The sequence below is a fragment of the Sulfitobacter sp. S223 genome, from assembly GCF_025143825.1.
Lineage (GTDB): Bacteria > Pseudomonadota > Alphaproteobacteria > Rhodobacterales > Rhodobacteraceae > Sulfitobacter.
The window spans coordinates 2,765,786-2,785,801 of sequence record NZ_CP083560.1; the positions used below are offsets into that span (position 1 = coordinate 2,765,786).

Annotated in this window: 20 protein-coding genes; 8 read left to right on the forward strand and 12 right to left on the reverse strand. The window is 56.6% G+C overall.

Annotated features, from left to right (window positions below; all coding sequences use genetic code 11):
* The first annotated feature begins 93 nt into the window (after window positions 1–93).
* Window positions 94–1,272, forward strand: a complete 1,179-nt coding sequence (locus K3757_RS13205) for a dienelactone hydrolase (protein ID WP_259996179.1) — start codon at window positions 94–96, stop codon at window positions 1,270–1,272.
* Window positions 1,265–2,134 (forward strand): alpha/beta fold hydrolase, encoded by an 870-nt coding sequence (locus K3757_RS13210; RefSeq protein ID WP_259996180.1) that lies wholly within the window; start codon window positions 1,265–1,267, stop codon window positions 2,132–2,134. The genes K3757_RS13205 and K3757_RS13210 overlap by 8 nt, the downstream gene beginning before the upstream one ends.
* On the opposite strand, the gene K3757_RS13215 is transcribed toward K3757_RS13210, so the two are convergent.
* Complete coding sequence (locus K3757_RS13215; protein WP_259996181.1) at window positions 2,131–2,739, reverse strand: carboxymuconolactone decarboxylase family protein; 609 nt, start codon at window positions 2,737–2,739, stop codon at window positions 2,131–2,133. The genes K3757_RS13210 and K3757_RS13215 overlap by 4 nt on opposite strands.
* Before the next feature lie 350 nt (window positions 2,740–3,089).
* Between K3757_RS13215 and K3757_RS13220 the strand changes: the two genes are divergently transcribed.
* Window positions 3,090–3,269, forward strand: coding sequence for a hypothetical protein (locus K3757_RS13220; protein WP_259996182.1), 180 nt, complete (start codon window positions 3,090–3,092; stop codon window positions 3,267–3,269).
* A gap of 448 nt (window positions 3,270–3,717) precedes the next feature.
* On the opposite strand, the gene K3757_RS13225 is transcribed toward K3757_RS13220, so the two are convergent.
* Both K3757_RS13225 and K3757_RS13230 read right to left on the reverse strand, forming a co-directional pair.
* Window positions 3,718–3,948: a hypothetical protein gene (locus K3757_RS13225; RefSeq protein WP_259996183.1), complete on the reverse strand. Its 231-nt coding sequence runs from the start codon at window positions 3,946–3,948 to the stop codon at window positions 3,718–3,720.
* Window positions 3,949–4,194: 246 nt separating this feature from the next.
* The gene (locus K3757_RS13230; RefSeq protein ID WP_259996184.1) at window positions 4,195–4,863 is read right to left on the reverse strand and encodes a dimethylsulfoniopropionate lyase; all 669 of its coding nucleotides are present in this window, start codon (window positions 4,861–4,863) and stop codon (window positions 4,195–4,197) included.
* A gap of 180 nt (window positions 4,864–5,043) precedes the next feature.
* Here K3757_RS13230 and K3757_RS13235 point away from each other — a divergent pair, with 180 nt between their 5' ends.
* Both K3757_RS13235 and K3757_RS13240 read left to right on the forward strand, forming a co-directional pair.
* Window positions 5,044–7,005: a DNA topoisomerase IV subunit B gene (locus K3757_RS13235; protein WP_259996185.1), complete on the forward strand. Its 1,962-nt coding sequence runs from the start codon at window positions 5,044–5,046 to the stop codon at window positions 7,003–7,005.
* The gene (locus K3757_RS13240; protein ID WP_259996186.1) at window positions 7,002–7,874 is read left to right on the forward strand and encodes a HEPN domain-containing protein; all 873 of its coding nucleotides are present in this window, start codon (window positions 7,002–7,004) and stop codon (window positions 7,872–7,874) included. Before K3757_RS13235 ends, K3757_RS13240 begins: the two co-directional genes overlap by 4 nt.
* An 89-nt stretch (window positions 7,875–7,963) precedes the next feature.
* Here K3757_RS13240 and K3757_RS13245 read toward each other — a convergent pair whose 3' ends face one another.
* On the reverse strand, window positions 7,964–8,359 hold the full coding sequence (locus K3757_RS13245) for a cytochrome c (RefSeq protein ID WP_259996188.1): 396 nt from the start codon (window positions 8,357–8,359) through the stop codon (window positions 7,964–7,966).
* Window positions 8,360–8,543: 184 nt separating this feature from the next.
* Between K3757_RS13245 and K3757_RS13250 the strand changes: the two genes are divergently transcribed.
* Window positions 8,544–9,224: a hypothetical protein gene (locus K3757_RS13250; RefSeq protein WP_259996190.1), complete on the forward strand. Its 681-nt coding sequence runs from the start codon at window positions 8,544–8,546 to the stop codon at window positions 9,222–9,224.
* Between the two features lies 1 nt (window position 9,225).
* On the opposite strand, the gene K3757_RS13255 is transcribed toward K3757_RS13250, so the two are convergent.
* From K3757_RS13255 to pepT, 8 genes are all read right to left on the reverse strand, one after another.
* Entirely contained in the window at window positions 9,226–10,206 is a 981-nt protein-coding gene (locus K3757_RS13255; protein WP_259996191.1) for an Ldh family oxidoreductase, read from the reverse strand.
* A gap of 63 nt (window positions 10,207–10,269) precedes the next feature.
* Window positions 10,270–11,016, reverse strand: a complete 747-nt coding sequence (locus tag K3757_RS13260) for a hypothetical protein (RefSeq protein ID WP_259996192.1) — start codon at window positions 11,014–11,016, stop codon at window positions 10,270–10,272.
* Window positions 11,017–11,111: 95 nt separating this feature from the next.
* The gene (locus K3757_RS13265) at window positions 11,112–11,795 is read right to left on the reverse strand and encodes an ABC transporter ATP-binding protein (protein ID WP_259996193.1); all 684 of its coding nucleotides are present in this window, start codon (window positions 11,793–11,795) and stop codon (window positions 11,112–11,114) included.
* On the reverse strand, window positions 11,788–13,074 hold the full coding sequence (locus K3757_RS13270) for a lipoprotein-releasing ABC transporter permease subunit (protein WP_259996194.1): 1,287 nt from the start codon (window positions 13,072–13,074) through the stop codon (window positions 11,788–11,790). Before K3757_RS13270 ends, K3757_RS13265 begins: the two co-directional genes overlap by 8 nt.
* A gap of 184 nt (window positions 13,075–13,258) precedes the next feature.
* Window positions 13,259–13,753 (reverse strand): DUF2937 family protein, encoded by a 495-nt coding sequence (locus tag K3757_RS13275; protein ID WP_259996195.1) that lies wholly within the window; start codon window positions 13,751–13,753, stop codon window positions 13,259–13,261.
* 241 nt (window positions 13,754–13,994) lie between these two features.
* Complete coding sequence (locus tag K3757_RS13280) at window positions 13,995–15,158, reverse strand: PQQ-dependent sugar dehydrogenase (protein ID WP_259996196.1); 1,164 nt, start codon at window positions 15,156–15,158, stop codon at window positions 13,995–13,997.
* 73 nt (window positions 15,159–15,231) lie between these two features.
* Window positions 15,232–16,584 (reverse strand): proline--tRNA ligase, encoded by a 1,353-nt coding sequence (gene proS, locus K3757_RS13285; RefSeq protein WP_259996197.1) that lies wholly within the window; start codon window positions 16,582–16,584, stop codon window positions 15,232–15,234.
* Window positions 16,585–16,705: 121 nt separating this feature from the next.
* Window positions 16,706–17,950: a peptidase T gene (pepT, locus tag K3757_RS13290; protein ID WP_259996198.1), complete on the reverse strand. Its 1,245-nt coding sequence runs from the start codon at window positions 17,948–17,950 to the stop codon at window positions 16,706–16,708.
* Window positions 17,951–18,204: 254 nt separating this feature from the next.
* Here pepT and K3757_RS13295 point away from each other — a divergent pair, with 254 nt between their 5' ends.
* Both K3757_RS13295 and K3757_RS13300 read left to right on the forward strand, forming a co-directional pair.
* Window positions 18,205–19,290, forward strand: a complete 1,086-nt coding sequence (locus K3757_RS13295) for an AI-2E family transporter (protein WP_259996199.1) — start codon at window positions 18,205–18,207, stop codon at window positions 19,288–19,290.
* A 1-nt stretch (window position 19,291) separates the two neighbouring features.
* Window positions 19,292–19,978, forward strand: coding sequence for a chromosomal replication initiator DnaA (locus tag K3757_RS13300; RefSeq protein WP_259996200.1), 687 nt, complete (start codon window positions 19,292–19,294; stop codon window positions 19,976–19,978).
* Window positions 19,979–20,016 lie beyond the last annotated feature (38 nt).

Below are 20,016 nucleotides of genomic sequence, written 5' to 3' on the forward strand. Positions count from 1 at the left end.
TCGTGAATTGATTGCGCAGACGGTATTGTGATGTTGCGTCATTTAGAGAGGCAATGATTGTGTGGAGCAGCAGCATCGGCTTAGGCTTGCCTCATGAATACAGATGCTCCCCAGACCCGCATCGATCGGATCACGCCCTACGCACCGGAACTGGCTGCCCGCGGCCCTTTCCGGATCGGTGTCCGCACCACCATGATCACGCTGCAGGACCAACCGGATGTGGCCACCTGTGCGCCAGATGGCGCCGAACGCCAGCTTCCCTTGGAAATCTGGTATCCGGCAACATCGGATACTGAATCAGGCGGGACCTACGACACCCTGCTGCGCTGCGGAGAGACACGCGCGGTGTTGGCCGGTCAGGCCCGTCGTGACGCGCCAGCGGCCAAGGACCTGCGCGCGCCCCTTGTGGTTATCAGTCACGGCTACCCCGGCAACCGTTATCTGATGGTGCATCTCGCCGAAAGCCTCGCGGCAGAAGGCTATGTTGTGGCGGCTTGCGATCACACCGGCAGCACCTATGACAATCAGGCCGATTTTGGCAGCACATTGCTGCACAGGCCGCTTGACCAGTGCGGTATATTGGCGGCCATGGGCGTTATGGGCGGTGACATCGGCGCGCTTGTCGATTGCAGCAACGCCGGATTGATCGGGTATTCCATGGGCGGTTATGGTGCGCTTATCACGGGTGGTGCAGGCCTGACCAAAACCGCCGTGGATTTTCAGCGCGCCCCACCTGCCCGCCTGTTGGAACGGCATGTGGCCGGATCAAACAGCCATACAGCGCTGATGGATAACCGCTTCAAAGCAATCATCACCATCGGACCTTGGGGTGGGCTTTACGGTATGTGGGATGCCGAAGGACTGGCGGCCCTGAAAATACCCGCGCTTATCATGGCTGGTACCAACGATACCGTTTCGGGCTACGGCGCAATGCGCGACATTTTCGAAGCGGCCACTGGCGTGGACCGACACTTGCTGAGCTTTCAACATGCAGGCCACAACGCCGCAGCACCTTATCCCGCGCCGGAAGCCTCTTACGCAGTGTCTGGGAAACTTGGCTGGGCACCGTTTGAACATTACGGCGATCCGGTCTGGGATACGGTGGTGATGAACAACATCGCCCAACATTACGCGACAGCGTTTTTCGGCCTGCACCTGAAGCAGAACACAGACATGGCGGCCTATCTGGAAGACGGGTTCAGGGGATTTCGCGACGGCACTTCAACGGGCCTTCGGTTCGAAAGTCGAAACAGGGAGAGAGACAATGGTTGAGCAATGGACCGAAACGACCGAACTGAACGGAGAGCAATTTTTCGTCCGCCACTGGGGCGACCGGAACGCGCCGCGGTTGTTGATGCTACACGGCTTCCCAGAGTATTCGGGGGCTTGGGCCGATCTTGCGCCGCTGCTTGGGGCGCGGTTTCATTGCATAGCGCCTGACCAGCGCGGCTATGGGCAAAGCTGGCGTCCGGCAGAAGTAGAACAGTACAAGACTGCACTGTTGGTGTCGGATATGGTTGCGCTGATCGGGGATGAACCGCTGATCGTGCTTGGCCATGATTGGGGCGCATCGGTGGCTTACGCCTTGGCTATCTCCCATCCTGAACTGGTGTCCAAACTGATCATTATGAACGGCGTTCATCCTGCACCGTTCCAACGCGAGCTGGCCAAGGGCGGCCCGCAAACAGACGCGTCACAATACATCCACTTCCTGCGGCGGGAAGGATCAGAAGACATTTTGGCAGCTGATGACTTTGCCAAACTCATGGGGTTGTTTTCGGCGCATATGGGCATGGAATGGCTTTCTGGTGAAACGTTGGCGAACTACAAGGCTGCGTGGCGCGATGCTGCTGGGCTGCGCGGGATGATCAACTGGTACCGCGCATCACCTTTGAAGCTGGGGCAGAAAGGCGAGGCAATTAACGGGCTCTCCTTCGATCCCGCGCGACTGCAAGTGCGGTGTCCGCATTTGTTGGTCTGGGGCACAGCAGACACAGCATTGATGTCCGCGGCAACCGAAGGTTTAGAGGAATACGCGCCCGATCTTACCCGTGTAGAGATCGAAGGCGTGGACCACTGGCTACATCATCAAAAGCCTCAAGAGGTGGCAGAAGCAATTCTCGACTGGCTCTAGCGATGGTTCCAGTCGTCGGGATTGTCCGAATTATTCGGGCTCAGCCCGATGATATCGCCATCGGTTGAACAGCCCAGCCCCAACACAGTGCGGTTGGCGTAAGAGAAATACGCGGTGACCTGATTGATCTCCAAAATCTCGCCGTCATCCCAACCGGCCATGCGCAATGCTTCAACATCCATCTGGACCATATCTGCGGGGCACTGTGTAAGCCTTTGCGCATAGCGCATCGCCGCATGCTGGCGCGCGTCCAGAGGCATGGCCGGAATGTCGTCTGCTTCAATCGCGTCGCGCAAGGCAACCGATCGTGAATTATCGCCCAGCAACCTCTTCATTCCGGCGAAGTGATGCTCGACGCAGTAGGCGCACCCATTGAGATGCGACACCCAAACGCCCAAGGCCTCCAGAAACCACTTTGGTATCGTGTTGCCACTGTGGTGCAGAATGTACTTATACACCGCCATATGCGCTTCCATCGTGTGGGGGCGAAGGGAATGCATCATCATGATATTATCGACATTATTCCCCGGCCCGGTCACCCGTTCATAAAGCTGCCTAAGCTTGCCGGTCGCCGCGTCAAAAGGAATTGTTCTGATCCAAGCCATAAGAATACTTTCGGTTCGAGAGGAGCTACTGTGCCATCTTAGCAGTGAAGCGCGTGAGGTATATATTCTGCACGCAAACATCTGCGCCTTTAGACCAATACGCGAACTGCCACAGCTACACTGCGCCCCATCGCGTTCAAACTAAAACAGTCAAAAATGCCGGAGTACACTTCAGGCAGGAAAGCCTGAAAAAATTCACGCATCTGACGGTTTTTAGACAAGCACACTAAGCTTGCAATGCTATTGCCCGACAAAACAGTGGGATCGCCATCGTGACAAACCCCGCATAAAATAACGGAGGAGCTATCGGTAACGATAGGCGTCTCCCGCCGAACTTCTTCGCGACGCGCTTGAACCCGAAATCCACAGGCATCATCGGTGTGATCATCCCGCACCTCAATGACCTGTTCTTCACAAAACTTATGGAAACAGTTGCAATTGCCGCGATGGAGGCCGGACTCTCCGTACTCACACAGTACGCGCAGTCGGACGCTGCGATCAACGTGACCAGTCTGCGTCGCCTAGACTGAAATCTAGGCTACCATTTGCGCCGATGGATTCACGCCCTGTGACAATGCCGAACATCGATTCTCCGGCCAAACCACCTGCAAAGCACTGGCTTGATTACAGAAACCTTCGTCGCGTTGGCGCGCCTCCAGCATTTCGTGCCAGGGCTTGCGTGAATTTCAACGCAATGACCCAGGAACGTCTACATCGCCAAGATGGAGGAACCGGGTTTCAAGCCAAACATAACAGGGACGAAACTGCGCGGCGAAGATTGGCATTTTGAAGATCACTGACAAGCTGTACGAGAGGCCGAATTCGCCAATGGCCGCTTAACGGACAGCTCGATTCTCGGCACACATTACCGCGACGCCACCGGCGCGCCACACGCTGCAGCCCGGCATGGGTTGAGTCTGGCCGCACCTTGAAGGGCGGACTGCGGATCGCCGACCATGACGATGATCCCTTCTGCCCTTACTCTATCCGGCCCTGACTACGCTGGCGCAGAAGCAACATGGTGAAAGCGCAACTTCTTGCTCCATGGTGAATTTCACCAATCACTTTACGTGTGTAAGAATAGGGCACCATGTCGATCAAGAAAACACTGCTGCCCAGCGCCGTCAGCTTTTGGCAGGCTGCATGAATCACACCCGCAGAATGCGACGCCACAACAATCTTAATCGTGACCGTAAACACCGGCGACATGGTCCGTATGCAGGGCCTGGTGGACGACGTCAGCCAGAACGTAGACCTTGGTTCTGCAAGGCAGACCCCACGCATGGTTGAACCAGCGCGAGATCTTAGGCGATCTGACCCGGAACGCGGCCTTCCAACAGAGAATTCGCCACTGGCTGTCGCTTATCTGGTCAGAGTGGCTCGAAACTGCATTGCGGACCTATATCAAAGGATAGTCCGACGCATCGCAGGCGGCCCGGATCATGATCGGACCGCTCATTTGCGCAGGCGCGTAAACACCATTTTCTGTTCATGCAAAACGGCCTTATCCCCGATCCATGCATAAGCCAGCAGCGCTGGCTCGCGGTCACCTACGGTGATGCGGTGCAGATGATCTGGCGGGTTGAAAATCATTGATCCGGGTACGTAGACGCCTTGGTGGTTTTCAGACACCGCCCCTGAGAGGCAGACATAGCTTTCTGTGATGCCTTTGTGGGCATGAGCGGGATAGGTGCATGCGGGCGCGAACAAAACCACGCCAAGAATGATCTCATCACTGACGACCGGGCCATTCTGCCCCGCAAGCTCGGCGTAGGCATAACTGTTCGCCAGCCCCTTTGGAACTTTCTCATAGCCATATTGCCAGCTGAGTTGTGAATCGATTGCGTCCAGCGCGCGTACCACTGGCGCCAGCACCCCCTGTCGCCCTTCATCCAGCGCCCTGCGCAAATGAGCCGTGACCGGCTTTTCCGCTCTTGGCTGTAACTGCACAACGGCATTGTTTCTCATCAGACGCCCAATGGCTTCGCGGACTTTGCGCTGGTGGCTGCGAATGCGGTCGCTGCCGCCAGCAGGCAGGTAGCGGTATAGTTCTTCATATTCTTGCAACAGATACCGCCAATCAGGTATGTCGCGCAGAGTTTGGGTAGTAAGCGAATTTTCCATGGTTCGGCTCCGTCTATTGTCATTGCCTAGCCCGAGTGCACCCTTCCGAAAAGAAAAAACTGCACAATCATCGACGATCGCCGTATTTGCCTGTGGATTAGACGATCACGGCGATTGCCCCGCCGCCCGTAGCCTGTCAAAATAGCCGCCAATCAAAAGCAACAGCAGCAGGCACACACCATGTCCGATCTTCTCTCTGGCGCGCAGTCCGGCAGCACCGAATATGATGCATCCTCGATTCAGGTGCTGGAGGATATGGAGCATGTGCGTCTGCGGCCCGGTATGTATATCGGCGGCAAGGACGACCGTGCCCTGCACCACATGGTGGCCGAGATCATCGACAACTCGATGGACGAAGCCGTAGCTGGCCATGCCACATGGATCGAGCTTGAGCTGCACGATAATGGACACGTCACCGTGCGCGACAACGGGCGCGGCATTCCGATTGATCCGCACCCCAAAGACCCCAGCAAATCCGCGCTTGAGATCATCTTTTGTACGCTTAACGCAGGCGGCAAATTCTCTGGCGACAATTATGAAACTTCCGGCGGTCTGAACGGTGTCGGCTCCTCGGTTGTGAACGCGCTGAGTGACCACTTGCGCGTTGAAGTTGCCAAAAACCGTGAACTTTTTGCAATGGAGTTTTCGCGCGGTGTGCCGCAGGGCAAGCTCGAGAAAATCGGCGCTGCACCGAACCGGCGCGGCACGTCGGTCACATTCCACCCTGACCCTGAGATTTTCGGCAATCTACAACTACGGCCCTCGCGTCTTTTCTCGATGGCGCGCTCCAAGGCGTTCCTTTTTTCGGGTGTTGAAATCCGTTGGAAGTCCGCCCTGCCCGATGGCGACATGCCCCAAGAGGCCACGTTTCACTTCCCCAACGGCCTGACGGATTACCTGAACGAAGTGTTGACCGGATCTACCACCTACGCCGAGGCCCCCTTTGGCGGGACAGTGGATTTCAAAGAGAAATTCGGCCAACCCGGTAAAGTCAATTGGGCGATCAACTGGACGCCCGCGCGTGACGGTTTCATCCAGTCCTATTGTAACACTGTCCCCACGCCCGAAGGCGGCACCCATGAAGCCGGCTTTTGGGCCGCAATCCTCAAGGGCATCAAAGCCTATGGTGAGCTGGTCGGCAACAAGAAGGCCGCGACAATCGTGCGCGAAGACCTGATTACGGGCGGGTGCGCGCTGGTCTCTATCTTTATCCGGGAACCTGAATTCGTCGGCCAGACCAAAGACCGCCTTGCCACCGTGGACGCCCAGCGCATGGTTGAGAACGCCGTGCGCGACCACTTTGATAACTGGCTGGCGGCTGACACGAAATCCGCCGGTGCGATCCTTGATTTCCTTGTGCTGCGCGCCGAAGAACGCCTGCGCCGCCGTCAGGAAAAAGAAACCGCGCGCAAATCTGCGACCAAAAAGCTGCGCCTGCCCGGCAAGCTTACCGATTGTACGTCAAAGAGCCGCGAAGGCACGGAGCTGTTCATCGTGGAGGGCGACTCGGCTGGCGGTTCCGGCAAGGGCGCCCGCAACCGCGTGAACCAAGCACTACTGCCGCTGAAGGGCAAAATCCTCAACGTGCTGGGTGCGGCATCAGGCAAGCTGAACACCAATGCCGAGATCAACGACCTGTGCGAAGCGCTGGGTGTCGGCATGGGCACAAAGTTCAACCTCGAAGACCTGCGCTATGACAAAATCATCATCATGACCGATGCGGACGTCGACGGCGCGCACATCGCGGCGCTGTTGATGACGTTCTTCTACACGCAGATGCGCCCGATGATCGACCACGGCCACCTCTATCTGGCCTGCCCGCCGCTCTACCGTCTGACCCAAGGCGCCCGCCGCGTCTATGTGGCCGATGACGCCGAGAAAGACGCGCTGATGGAAAAAGGCCTTGGCGGCAAAGGCAAGATCGACGTGCAGCGCTTTAAAGGTCTGGGCGAGATGGACGCAAAAGACCTCAAAGAAACCACCATGGACCCAGCGACGCGCAAGCTGATCAAGGTGAACGTGCAAGAAGATGTGGCAGGTCAGACCTCTGATCTGGTGGAGCGTCTGATGGGCAAAAAGCCGGAACTGCGCTTTCAGTATATTCAGGAGAACGCGCGCTTTGTGGAGGAGTTGGATGTTTGAGTGAGGGACTACATCCCGTAGCAAGCAAACTAGTTGATGACTGGTTCATTACAAGTGCTGAAGAAGACTATCTGGTTGCAAGATGGGCAAACCAGAACGGAATTTTACATCAGTATTGCTGGAGCGCCGCTCAATGTATCGAAAAAATCGTCAAAGCGGCTCTACTGAAAAGAAAATTGCCAACACGTGAAGGAAAGAACAACGGTGCGCACGACCTCGTAGCGCTATTTGAACTCCTCATGAAATCGCCAATGGGGTGCCAAATTCCGGCAACACTGGACCTGCACCTCCCAGTAGAAATCATTTCTGCTCAGGGCATCTACTCACAATTTCTTGAACCCACCGACACAGTCAAAATCATTAGCTCAATCTCAGAAAATGGTGATCCAAATAGCAGATATAGAGCAACGCCTCGGGTAAGGCACGCGCGTTTGGAGGTACATCAGCTCGACGCACTTTTTCTACTGTTGAGAACTGTAGCAGGACGACCTCTAGATAATGACAAAGCCGTTCTGAAACGTATCACTGGAGAGCAGGAACTAGCTAACCTCCACTTCAAAGACCTTTTCTTCTATCTTCAAGGTAGTATCGAAGGTTTGTCGAAGATAATTACAAATCAGAACTTAGCATTTTTTCCCAGCTGCTTCAGCATGGAGCAACCTTTTGAGTCTGTTTTTTCGATGCGCAGCAACAGCTACCCTATAAGAAAATATAACGCTGAATTATTCAATGAGAACGACGAGATAGAAGATCTTGGTTGGTTGATGCGAAATTCGCGAATACCTGGGAGCGTCAAAACAGATCTGGAAAAGATTGCGCACGAGATACGCGATCGTCAAAGCTCTCGGAGATCCGCCAATTCGTCATAGGCAAGTGGCCCTGCTACACTTTAGGAATTGCCAAGACTGACCTGTCTGTCGCTGAAAGCAAAAATTCAACAAATACCGCCATGGATTGATTACTCCTGTATCCCCCGCAAATACGCCACCAAATCTACAATCGCGCGGCTGGTCATCACCGGCTGGCCGCTCTCGGTTTTGAGGATCGTATCATCCCCCGCAAAGAACTCGCCGTAGACCGGCATCGGTGATCCGTGGCTAACCAGCGGGTCGCTGCCGTCGATGCGCATGACCACGCGGCGGGTCGGGAAGCCGTCGTGACGCTCGGACAGGTCGCGCAGGGAGGGAGGCTGCAATATCAGTGCCGCAGCCAATGGCCCCTTGCCGCGCCCGTCTGCGCCGTGACAGACCGCGCAATGTTGATCGTACAGCGCAGCGCCAGCTTGCGCGTCTTGGGCCAAAGCGATGGCGGGTGAAAGAAGCAAAGCAGCGATGGTTGCGATTGGAAATTTCATATAAATTCCTCCTGAGTTACCTCAAGCTTGGACCGACCTTTCCCGCCGCGCTCTGATCTGTGTCAATAAATGCAGTCATGCCCCGCAATATCGCATCAAAAACTCACTTTTTCACGTGCCGCTCTTCTTTTGCTACCGCTGATTTGGGGTTGTACTGACGTTTACGCAACGCCTTAATGGCGCCATGCGTACCGCCCTCATCTTACTGCTTTTCCTTGCCGCCTGTGGCCGCCCCCTTACCAGTGCAGAGCGGGCGTTTGCGGCGGATATCCATGGACCGACGCTGGATTATTCGCGGGTGCGCCTGCACGACGGGGCGCCCACGCGGGCCGTGACGTTCAAGCGCAAACCGCGGCCGCGCACGACATGTAGAGAGCTGATTTTCCCGCCCCATCCGCCAGAAGAGACGGTGATCACCACCAAACCTGCGGCAGTTGCGATCTATAACACGGTTCTTTTTGACAAGGACTGGTTCCTTGAGGACTATCTGCCCGATTACCCTGATCGGATCGGTTTGGTTGCGGCCATGCTGCTAAGCCATGAGCTGACCCATGTCTGGCAATGGCAGAACCGCAAGGTCACAGGTTATTCCCCCCTGAAGGCCGCGACGGAGCATAGCCAAAGCGATGATCCTTATTTGTTTGACCTGAGGGACCGCAATTTCCTTGATTTCGGATATGAGCAGCAAGGTTCGATCGTGGAGGAGTTTGTGTGCTGTCGCGCGCTACAGCCCCAAGGGGCGCGGACCAAGCGGCTGCACAGCCTTGTGGCGCAGGTAATGCCGGTGATACCCCTGCCGCAAAGCCCTGCCTATGATGTGGGTCTGCCGTGGGACGGTGTGGACCTCAACCGTATTTGCCAATGAGCTAAGCTGTGGCAAGGCCCGTGATGAGCGCCCAAGTCTCGGTGCCGACCTCGACAGGGTCCATCGTCTGTTTGCCCTGGCCTGGCATGCGCGCACCTTCATCCTGCGCGATGTGATCCGCCAATGCCTGCACCTTTTCTCCGAAATCTGACGCGACGGATGGATCGATCAACAAATAATACTGGCCCAGATCATGCGGCGCACCTTCTGGCGCTTTCAGCGGTTTGACATCGCGTGACAGGACGGACCCGGTCATCGCGGCTGCCAGCACCTCGGCCATAAGGCCAAAGCCCCAGCCCTTGTAGCCGCCCATTGAAACGAGCGTGCCCTTGATCGCCGCATCTGGATCGGTAGTCGGTTTTCCGTCTGCATCCAGCGCCCAACCTTCGGGAATACGTTCCCCCGCGGCTTTGGCCATCGTGATCTTACCCAGCGCCACGGTGGTGGTTGATTGGTCGAACTGCATGGCGATCCCACCCTGCCCGTCGGGCACCGAGAATGCGATGGGGTTGGTGCCAATCGCGCGGGTCTTGCCGCCCGGGGCTGCCACGATTGGCGACGCATTGGTGAAGCCGATACCGATCATCCCTGCCTGCGCGATCTGCTGGGTGAAATAGCCCAACGAGGTGCAGGTATGTGCATGAGCCACTGCAAAAGAAGCGACCCCAGCGCGGCGTGCGGCATCCAACGCAACAGGCAAAGCATGAGCGAAAGCGGGCTGCGCAAAGCCAAAGCCTGCATCAACCACAACCGTGCCGGCACGTGGCGTGATGACCTTCGGCGTTACCGTCCCTGATACCCGCCCCGACTGCAGCTGCTGGCAATAGCTTTCCACATAATAGAGGCCGCAAATCTTGTTGCCGACACTTTCTGCGGCGCGCACAGCGCGCGCCACCTCAGCAGCGGCAAAAGCGTCTGCCCCATGCACGCTCAACGCGCGGCGCACGGTTTTCTCGATCTCGTCTAGGGATATCATTGGCATCTGTCAGGCTCCGGTACAGGGACCGTTATGACAGAGCAGCATGAACATCGTAGGTCAAGCCGATCAGCTTTGTAAAAGCGGCTCCACCGATAGGAATTCTATGCTTTCTGAAGGTAATTCGGCGCTGATACCTTCAAGGCGCAAGCTCAGGCCGGTGGACAGCTCAATCCGGAGGCCACCGTCTTCGACCACCTGTTCAGTGATATCTGCCTCTTCAGGTGTTTCGGTTTCAATCGCAATGACATCCTCTTCGACATTGAAATCGCTGATCTGGATCACTTCTACCGCGTCTTGCGTGGCAATAAAGACATCGCGGCCCGCGCCGCCATTACCTGTATCCCCGTCACCCAAGAACAACATGTCGTCTCCCGCTCCGCCATCAAGGGTGTCCGGAGCTTCGTCATCAGCGCGGGTTTCACGCGCAAAGGCGCCAAAAAGAGCATCGTCACCATCGCCGCCGTCGATCACATCCGTACCGTCACCACCCGCAAGCGTATCGTTGAGATTGGAGCCCGTCAGCCTGTCAGTGCCGCCAGACGCGTCGTGGCTGACAGCAAGGTCTGCTTCGGCAACAAATTCCTCATCCTGATCAGTGCCACGGCTGCCAACAAAATCACCCGTATTGTCACTGGTGGAACGGGCATTTTCGATGAATGTTGCGATGTCAATCGTATCGACGGGATCATCGGCAGCAGCACCCACCGCATCTTCAGTGTCGGCACCCTCATCAGGATCGTCATCATCAAAATTCACAAACGTGACCATCAGCGGGCCAAGTGCGCATAGAAGCATGGCAAGAATAGGAGACATAGCGGGGCCTGTTTATTACTACATTGGTCTGACCTTAACGTCCAAATATGGTAATATTGCGTTAAGGACACGCCAGCTTCGGGCCAATGTTTGCCTTAGCTTTTGCTCAAAATGCCCTGATCCAGCCGGATCTGCCGGTCCATTCGTGCTGCAAGCTCAAGGTTATGCGTAGCGATAAGCGCAGATAAACCTGTGCTGCGCACCAAGGCCATGAGCGCAGCAAAGACCGTCTCGGAGGTTTCCGGATCAAGATTGCCGGTCGGTTCGTCTGCCAGCAGCAGCTTGGGGCTATTGGCAAGGGCGCGACAGAACGCAACGCGCTGTTGCTCGCCGCCTGACAGGGCGGCGGGACGGTGCTCCGCCCTTGCCGCAACGCCAACCTGATCAAGCAGCTCCATCGCACGGGTCAACGCGGCAGCACGGGAAACACCGTTGGCCAGCTGCGGGAGAACGATGTTTTCTGCGGCAGAAAACTCCGGCAACAGGTGATGGAACTGATAGATGAACCCCACATCGCTACGGCGCACCCCAGTCCGTGTGCCATCGCGCTTTCCCGTCATATCGGTGCCGCCAATCTCAACAGTACCAGCGTCGGGCGTATCGAGCAGACCGGCGATATGCAGCAGGGTTGATTTACCGGCACCTGATGGCGCAACCAGCGCCACAACCTCGCCGCGCGCAAGTTCAACATCAATGCCGCGCAGTACGGTGACTTCGTTCGGTTTACCGTGGTTGTAACCTTTTGTTATGCCAGACAGTCGCAGGACAGGATCACTCATAACGCAGCGCCTCAACAGGGTTCATCCGCGCCGCACGCCGCGCAGGAAAGATCGTTACAATAAAGGATAGGCCAAGCGACAGACCAACTGCCGACAGTACATCGCCCAATTCAAGCTTGGCTGGCAGGAAATATATCCCCCTGATCGAAGGGTCCCATGCGTTGCCCCCCGAAAGCCAGTTCACCATGCCAAATATCTGGTCCACATATAGCGCAAAAAGACAGCCAAGGATGACACCCAACACCGTGCCAATAATGCCGGTGAACGCCCCGCAGATGAAAAACACCCGTAAGACCGAGCCCTCAGACAGACCCATTGTGCGCAAGATGCCAATATCGCGGCCCTTGTTCTTGACCAGCATGATAAGGCCCGAAACGATGTTCATTGCTGCGATCAGCACCAGTACTGAAAGAATCACGAACATCACGTTATCTTCGATATCCAGCGCATTCAAAAACCCCGAAGACGCCTCGCGCCATGTCCAGATCAGCGCGGTATCACCGGCAGCGGCAAGGATGTCCGCGCTTAGATCGTCCACGTTATCAGGATCGGAGACCATGACCTCCAACTCGTTCACAGCCCCCTCGGCGTTGAAATAGCTCTGTGCCTCAGACAGTGGCAGGTAGGCGCGGGTCCGGTCGATATCATAGCGCCCGGCGGTAAAGATGTAGGTCACCTCATAGGCGTTGACGCGCGGCGACGTACCAAAGGCGGTCTTGACCCCGTCAGGTGAGATCAAACGGATCAGGTCCCCCACTTGCGCATTCAGACTGCGCGCGATGCCAGAGCCGATTGCAATGCCTTCGTTGAAGCGGCCGATATCTCCCTGTGCGGTTTGCGGGTTGGCGATGCGTGGAATAGTGGCAAGATTTTCGGCGGTAATGCCGTAGACTTCCATGCCGGCATTGTTGCCCTGAAAAGTCGCCATGACCTGCCCCCGCACGATCGGAGCCACGCGGGTTACACCATCCACCGTAGCAACCTGTGCCGCAAGCGCATCATAATCGCGAATGTTGCGATCCACCGCCCCGTTGGGCTGCATCACGCCCATTTCATAGACCGTGACATGGGCATTGGCGCCCAAAATGGTATCGACAAACTCCGCACGAAATCCGGCGCGTACGGCAAGCGTTGCGATCAGCGCAAATACCGCCAGCGTGATCCCGATCAAACTGATCCATGTCATCACGCTTACCCCGCCCTCGGCGCGGCGCGCACGCAGATAGCGCCAGGCGATCATCCATTCAAACGGGGCAAAGGGAGGGGTACTGGAGGCCATTGTGGTCCTTGCTCGAAACTGGGGCGTTTTTCATTTTTCGCGCAAGGTGAGGCTTTGTGTGGGCAGGGTCAAGGCTTTGACACAGTGGAACAGGCCTGTCTGCGCAAAGGACTGCCCGTCAGGATTGGAGGGCTTTTGCAGATCGACGGGTTCATGGCTTCAATCCTGATCAGCGAAAGACGTATCAGGCCACCCGTCTGCGACGAAATGGCAGGCGTAACACCCCCAGCACCAGTGTCAGGGCAAAGCCGCCCAGAACAAACCCCACACCGGCAAAGGTGAGACCGGCAAAGTTCATCGGAACCGCAGGCTGAAAGGCACGCCATGCCGCCTGCGCGATTTCTTGATCAGTAAAGCGCGCGGCGTTGTAGGCGCGCATAAACGGCCCCTGCCCCTCAAGAGCCATCAGATCGCTGCTGAGCCGTTCGTATCGGGTAATGGATCGCCGCATATCAGCGCCACGCCGCTCAAGAAACGCGGTGCCTTGCATCTGGGCCAACGCCTCTTCACGGCTTAGGTCAGAAGCGGCTGCGGAGTTGTCAAAATCTGCAACGACCTGTTCCAGCGCATCCACTGCTCCGCCAAGCCGCTGCATGTACTGTTGCGAAAATTCAGGGAACTGCGATGTCGCTGCCGCGCCGACAAGCCCGCCAGCCAAAGTGATACTGCGCAAGATCATAGTCGGTACACCACCTAGATTAATACCGCGCCAAACGGGCACATCTTGCACCATTCGGCGCAGGCATAACAGCCTACGTTCCCCTCAGTATCATCGAAACTGGCCACTGCCACCCTTGAAGGCAAGCCTTACCATCCAAAACGCCAGAATTAGCAACAAAGCGCTTGCTCAATCGCAGTTAGTGATCACGATTTTTTCCAAAGCAGGCAAAGCTTTCACAGTTCCCAGCCATGGCAACAGACTACTTTGGCGTCAACCGGAGCAATCGCCCCTCAGAATTGTCCAAAATCAGAATGGCCCCATCGCGGTCAATCTCCACATCCCGCACACGAAAGTCGCCAGCCAGAAAACGTTCTTCTCCTACGACACGGTCCCCTTCCAGCGCCAGCCGTACCAGCCCCCCGGGGTTCAGCGATGCAGCAAGAACATTGCCTTGCCAACCGTCGAACATAGTACCGTCATAGAACGTGAATCCACCCGGCGCGATCACCGGATCCCAATAGTATTGCGGTTCAAGAAATCCCTCACGCCAGGCCGCCCCACTGCCAACAGGCGACCCGTTGTAGTTCACGCCATAACTCACCACTGGCCAGCCATAGTTGCCCCCGGCGGAAATCTTGTTCAATTCATCCCCGCCCGCAGGACCATGTTCAAGCGTCCAGAGGCTCCCATCCGAAGGGCGCACCGCTGCCCCTTGGACATTGCGGTGTCCAAGGCTCCAGACTTCGCTGTCAAATGGGTTATCTTTTGTTACCCCGCCCTCGGGATTGATGCGCAGTACCTTGCCATAGGTCTTGTCCAGGTCTTGCGCGAATTGCCGTTCGCGCGTGCTGAAATGTTCACCTGTCGTGATATAAAGCTGCCCACCAAAAGGCACCACACGGGAGCCAAAGTGCATCGCATTCGGCGACGGAGGATCTTGTACAAATACATCACGCACGTCGCTAAGCATTGTACCATCCGCACTCAAAACGCCGCGCGCAGCTGCCGTGGCAGATAACCCGCCGCCCATCGGCTTTGCATATGTCAGAAAAACCACACGGCTGGTTTCGAAATCCTCGGCCAACGCCACGTCCAACAACCCGCCCTGCCGCTGCGCCAATACCTCGGGCACTCCGCGCACCGGCACGCCAACAGTTCCATCCTGCACCAGCCTCAGCGCGCCAGACCGTTCCGTCACTAGATAACCGCCCTCAGGCAGCACGGCGACGCCCCAAGGAGTTTCTAACCCGTCTGCCAAAACTTCTATCTGTAAAGACACGCCACTTTTCAGGGCAGGTGCGCGTGTCTGCGTCGGCCACGCGGGGCTGAACTGCGGTGCATTCTTGCTGCCCTGCTCAACACCCTGCGCCGAAGCGCCCGTAACCAGACCCATCGCCATAAGAAACGTCAGTAGCTTACCCATTGCCCATCCTCCTTTGATCTTAATAAGGATGGCGCAAAACGGTGCGAGGTCCACCCCGCACCGCAAATTTGGCTCAGATGCCGTGGACCGACAAACCCTTGTAGATTTGTGCGATCTTCTCGATCGCCTGTTCTGGGGGCAACTCTTCACTTTCGCCGGTGCGGCGCGATGTCAGCTCAACCACACCGTTCTTAAGACCGCGGGGCCCAACGGTGATCCTCCATGGCAGACCGATCAGGTCCATTGTCGCGAACTTGCCGCCTGCACGCTCATTGCGGTCATCGTAGAGAGGATCAAGGCCCAGCGCTACAAGGCTGTTGTACAAAGACTCACAAGCGGCATCCGCCTCTTCATCACCCTGCTTGAGGTTCACGATACCACAGTGGAACGGCGTGACACCCTCTGGCCAGATGATACCTTTGTCATCATGGCTTGCCTCGATAATCGCGCCCAACAGACGGCTGACGCCAATGCCATGGCTCCCCATGTGTACCGGCACAACTTTCCCGTCAGGACCCTGCACCTTCGCGCCCATGGTCTCTGAATACTTGGTGCCAAAGTAGAAAATCTGCCCGACTTCAATGCCACGCGCGACACGGCGCCGCTCTTCAGGGACCTCGTTGAACAGGGCCTCATCATGCGTTTCATCCGTACGGGCATATTTTGAAGTAAACTCTTCCATCACCGCCGCACAATCTGCATGGCTGTCATAGTTGATTTCACGGTCCCCGAACCGCAGATCGGTCACCGCGCTGTCATAGAACACCTCGGACTCACCGGTGTCCGCCAGAACAAGGAACTCATGCGTATCATCGCCCCCGATAGGGCCGCTGTCCGCGCGCATTGGGATCGCCTGCAATCCCATACGCTCGTACGTGCGCAAATAGCTGACCAAGTGGCGATTGTACGCGTGCATCGCATCCTCTTTGGTCAGATCAAAGTTGTATCCATCCTTCATAAAGAACTCGCGGCCACGCATCACGCCAAAGCGCGGACGCATCTCATCGCGGAACTTCCACTGGATATGATACAGCGTCAGCGGCAGATCTTTGTAGGACCCGACATGCGACCGGAAGATGTCCGTAATCATCTCTTCATTGGTCGGACCATACAGCATGTCGCGCCCCTGACGGTCCTTGATCCGCAGCATCTCTTCGCCATAATCGTCATAGCGACCGCTTTCGCGCCACAAATCGGCAGACTGCAACGTCGGCATCAGCATCGGCACATGGCCCGCGCGAACCTGCTCTTCGTGAACAATGTTCTCGAGCTTGCGCAGAACCTTGAACCCCAAAGGCAGCCAGGAATAAATCCCAGCAGCATTTTGCTTGATCATGCCGGCCCGCAACATATAGCGGTGGCTGACAATCTGCGCCTCGGAAGGGGTTTCTTTCAGGACAGGCAGGAAATAACGGCTCAAACGCATGGGGCAATCCTCATTCAACTTTGCGATTTGCCTATGCCAAACATGAACCCAATACAATCATCATCCCGCGCCCCATTTCTTTTGGCCGGAAATATCCTGGGGTGTTTGAGGGGCTAGCCCCTCAATCCACGGCCTCCACAGCGCGCGCCGCCAATCGCAGCGCGACCTGTGTGGCCTTTGCCATATCCTGCACCGATATCCATTCCAGCGGTCCATGGATTTCCTGCATGCCGGTAAAGATATTGGGGCACGGCAGCCCCATTTCGGTCAACCGCGATCCATCGGTCCCACCACGGATCGGCACCGATATGGGCTCCAACCCTACATCGCGCACGGCCTCATGCGCCAGATGTACAGGCGTCATATCATTCTTGAGCCAATAGCGCATGTTCCGGTACTGCGGTGTGATCTTGCAAGTGATAGTGGCACGTGGCTCGGTCTTGGCAATAGCATCACAGACTGCGCGCAGGATTGCGCCCTTCTGTTCCAGCCCGTCCCGTTCAAAATCGCGTATAATAAAGCCGATGTGTGTTTCGGCAGCACCACCAGTTATGTCGGTGGCATGGATAAACCCCTCAACCCCGCTTGTCGTTTCCGGTGTCATCGTCGTTTGCGGCAATGTTTCGATGATCCGGGCCGCCAGATGCATGGCGTTCACCAGCTTGTCCTTGGCCCAGCCAGGATGGATCGACACGCCGGTCACCGTCACGATCGCCCGATCGGCCGAAAAAGTCTCGTGCTCCACCTCGCCGGGCTTTGAGCCGTCGAAGGTATAAGCAAAGTCGCACGCCATATCGGCGGGCAAACGCGCATCGACGCCACGCCCGATTTCTTCGTCCGGCGTAAACGCCAGGCGCAGTTCGCCATGGGCAATTTCGGGGTTATCCAGCAGATGCTTTGCCGCTGTCATAATGATCGCGACACCAGCCTTGTCATCGCCCCCCAACAACGTTGTCCCGGACGCCGTGATCAGATCATGGCCCACGCAATCCGCCAAATGTGGTGATATATCGGGCGCCAAACGGCGTTCTGGCGCATCGGGAAAAGAGATATCTCCGCCGTTGTACCCTTGAATGACCCTTGGCTTCACGCCTGTGGCGTTAAACTGCGGGGCGGTATCGACGTGGGCGCACAATCCCATAACAGGCCCATCCGTGTTCCCCGGAATTGTCGCCAGCACCACGCCGTAGTCGGTCAGACGCACATCACTTGCGCCCATATCCTCAAGCTCGGCAATCAGAAGGTGGCTTAGGTCAAGCTGGCGCGCCGTAGAGGGCTGAGCGGTGCTGTTCTCGTCTGATTGGGTATCAATGGCGGCATAGCGCATCAGACGGGTTTGCAGTTCGGTATCAAATGGGGTGCGCATGGGCGGCTCCTGTCATTCTTTTGTTCTAAGGTGCTGTGCGCGCGAAAAGTGTCAAGCGGAGTCACTGTACCAGCCCTCCAAGTCAATCAATGGCGCCGCTCGAAACCTCACTTCTCGCAACAGGAGATCAAACAGAAAGAAAGACGCGTGCGATTTAGCGCCGTCCGGGCCCTCAGCATCGTCAAATTCACGCGCGCCCCCTTGAAAACAGGCCTCCCATGGGCGATGTGTTGATGAACACTCAGGAGAGACAAATGGCCCTGCCAATCAGAGACCAAATTAAATACTGGGGCATGGCAGCAGCCGTGTTTCTGGTGATTTTATGGTTTATGGGTGACGTGCTTTTGCCCTTTGTGCTTGGCAGTGCGATCGCATATTTCCTAGATCCCGTTGCCGACCGGTTGGAAAACTTGGGTCTAAGCCGCGCCATGTCGACGGCAGTGATCACTGTCCTTGCGATCCTGATCTTCGTCATCATGGCACTGCTGGTTTTTCCGACCCTGATTTCGCAGGCCGTAAACCTGTTCGAAATAGCGCCCGACCTGACCAAGCGCTTTACCGCTGCGCTGACCGAACGCTTCCCCTCCATTCTCGACAACGGGTCGACACTTCGCAACTCCCTGAACTCATTGGGCACAGCCGTGCAAGAGCGCGGTGGCGAGCTTTTGAATACCGCGCTCAGTTCGGCTGCGGGGATCATCAACGTCATCATGCTGTTCGTGATCGTGCCTGTCGTGGCGGTCTATATGCTGCTGGATTGGGACCGGATGATTGCGCACATCGACAGCATGTTGCCGCGCGACCATGCGCACGTAATCCGCAATCTTGCGACTGATATCGACAAAACGCTCGCCTCTTTCATCCGTGGCATGGGCACTGTCTGTCTTATTCTGGGCACCTACTATGCGATTGCGCTGATGTTGGTGGGTTTGCAGTTCGGCCTTGTTGTCGGCTTTGTCGCAGGCTTGGTCACATTCATCCCCTATCTCGGCGCGCTTATTGGCGGCGCATTGGCACTGGGTCTGGCGTTGTTCCAGTTCTGGGGTGATTGGGTATCGATCGGGCTTGTCGGCGGTATCTTTGTGATCGGCCAAGTCATTGAGGGCAATATTCTGACGCCCAAACTGGTTGGCGATTCCGTCGGGTTGCACCCCGTCTGGCTGATCCTTGCATTGGCGGTATTCGGTACGCTCTTTGGATTTGTGGGTATGTTGGTCGCTGTGCCCATGGCCGCTGCATTGGGTGTGATTGCGCGCTTTGGCGTCGAGCAGTACCAGCAAAGCCTGCTGTACCGGGGAACCGAACAAAATATCTCAATCCCAGACGAAGACACACTTTAAAATGGCCATGCAGTTGGGGTTTGATCTGCCGGTACGTACCGCGCGGGGCAGAAACGATTTTCTGGTCGCGCCATCCAATGCGATGGCCGTTGCAATGATCGAAAACTGGCGTAACTGGGCAGGCGGCAAGATGGTGCTGACGGGGCCTGAAGGCGCAGGCAAGACCCACCTGACCCATGTTTGGGCCGACACCGCCCAAGCACGCCTGATCCATGCGACCGACCTACGCGATGACGATGTGCCAAAACTGGCCCAGTCCAGTATCGCAGTGGAAGATGTGCCGCAAATTTCCGGCAATTCGGAAGCCCAGACTGCCCTGTTTCACCTGCACAACATGGTTCTGGCAGAAGGTTATTCGCTGCTGCTGACAGGCGTTGGCGCCGTGGCTCACTGGGGCCTGTCGCTACCCGATCTGGTCAGCCGTCTACAAGGCGCGCTTGAGGTTTCCATCGACGCACCGGATGACGCGCTTTTGTCCGCTGTGCTGGTCAAGTTGCTGGCCGACCGACAGTTGGTACCGCCATCCGACCTGATCCCTTACCTTCTGAACCGAATGGACCGATCGTTTATTGCGGCCAACCGCTTTGTTGCCGCGCTTGACCGCGAAAGCCTTGCGCGCAAACGGCCCATCACCCGTGCACTCGCCGCGCAAGTGCTGGACAAAGCCGAAACAGACGCGCGATACTAAGAACAATCCTGTCTTATTGCCGTTACATTTATATTGGA

Bases quoted from the DNA above. Each gene is read 5' to 3' on its own strand.
- K3757_RS13205 (WP_259996179.1), top strand. From the start codon at position 94: ATGAATACAGATGCTCCCCAGACCCGCATCGATCGGATCACGCCCTAC.
- K3757_RS13210 (WP_259996180.1), top strand. From the start codon at position 1,265: ATGGTTGAGCAATGGACCGAAACGACCGAACTGAACGGAGAGCAATTT.
- K3757_RS13215 (WP_259996181.1), bottom strand. From the start codon at position 2,739: ATGGCTTGGATCAGAACAATTCCTTTTGACGCGGCGACCGGCAAGCTT.
- K3757_RS13225 (WP_259996183.1), bottom strand. From the start codon at position 3,948: ATGTCGCCGGTGTTTACGGTCACGATTAAGATTGTTGTGGCGTCGCAT.
- K3757_RS13230 (WP_259996184.1), bottom strand. From the start codon at position 4,863: ATGGAAAATTCGCTTACTACCCAAACTCTGCGCGACATACCTGATTGG.
- K3757_RS13235 (WP_259996185.1), top strand. From the start codon at position 5,044: ATGTCCGATCTTCTCTCTGGCGCGCAGTCCGGCAGCACCGAATATGAT.
- K3757_RS13245 (WP_259996188.1), bottom strand. From the start codon at position 8,359: ATGAAATTTCCAATCGCAACCATCGCTGCTTTGCTTCTTTCACCCGCC.
- K3757_RS13250 (WP_259996190.1), top strand. From the start codon at position 8,544: ATGCGTACCGCCCTCATCTTACTGCTTTTCCTTGCCGCCTGTGGCCGC.
- K3757_RS13255 (WP_259996191.1), bottom strand. From the start codon at position 10,206: ATGCCAATGATATCCCTAGACGAGATCGAGAAAACCGTGCGCCGCGCG.
- K3757_RS13260 (WP_259996192.1), bottom strand. From the start codon at position 11,016: ATGTCTCCTATTCTTGCCATGCTTCTATGCGCACTTGGCCCGCTGATG.
- K3757_RS13265 (WP_259996193.1), bottom strand. From the start codon at position 11,795: ATGAGTGATCCTGTCCTGCGACTGTCTGGCATAACAAAAGGTTACAAC.
- K3757_RS13270 (WP_259996194.1), bottom strand. From the start codon at position 13,074: ATGGCCTCCAGTACCCCTCCCTTTGCCCCGTTTGAATGGATGATCGCC.
- K3757_RS13275 (WP_259996195.1), bottom strand. From the start codon at position 13,753: ATGATCTTGCGCAGTATCACTTTGGCTGGCGGGCTTGTCGGCGCGGCA.
- K3757_RS13280 (WP_259996196.1), bottom strand. From the start codon at position 15,158: ATGGGTAAGCTACTGACGTTTCTTATGGCGATGGGTCTGGTTACGGGC.
- proS (WP_259996197.1), bottom strand. From the start codon at position 16,584: ATGCGTTTGAGCCGTTATTTCCTGCCTGTCCTGAAAGAAACCCCTTCC.
- pepT (WP_259996198.1), bottom strand. From the start codon at position 17,950: ATGCGCACCCCATTTGATACCGAACTGCAAACCCGTCTGATGCGCTAT.
- K3757_RS13295 (WP_259996199.1), top strand. From the start codon at position 18,205: ATGGCCCTGCCAATCAGAGACCAAATTAAATACTGGGGCATGGCAGCA.
- K3757_RS13300 (WP_259996200.1), top strand. From the start codon at position 19,292: ATGGCCATGCAGTTGGGGTTTGATCTGCCGGTACGTACCGCGCGGGGC.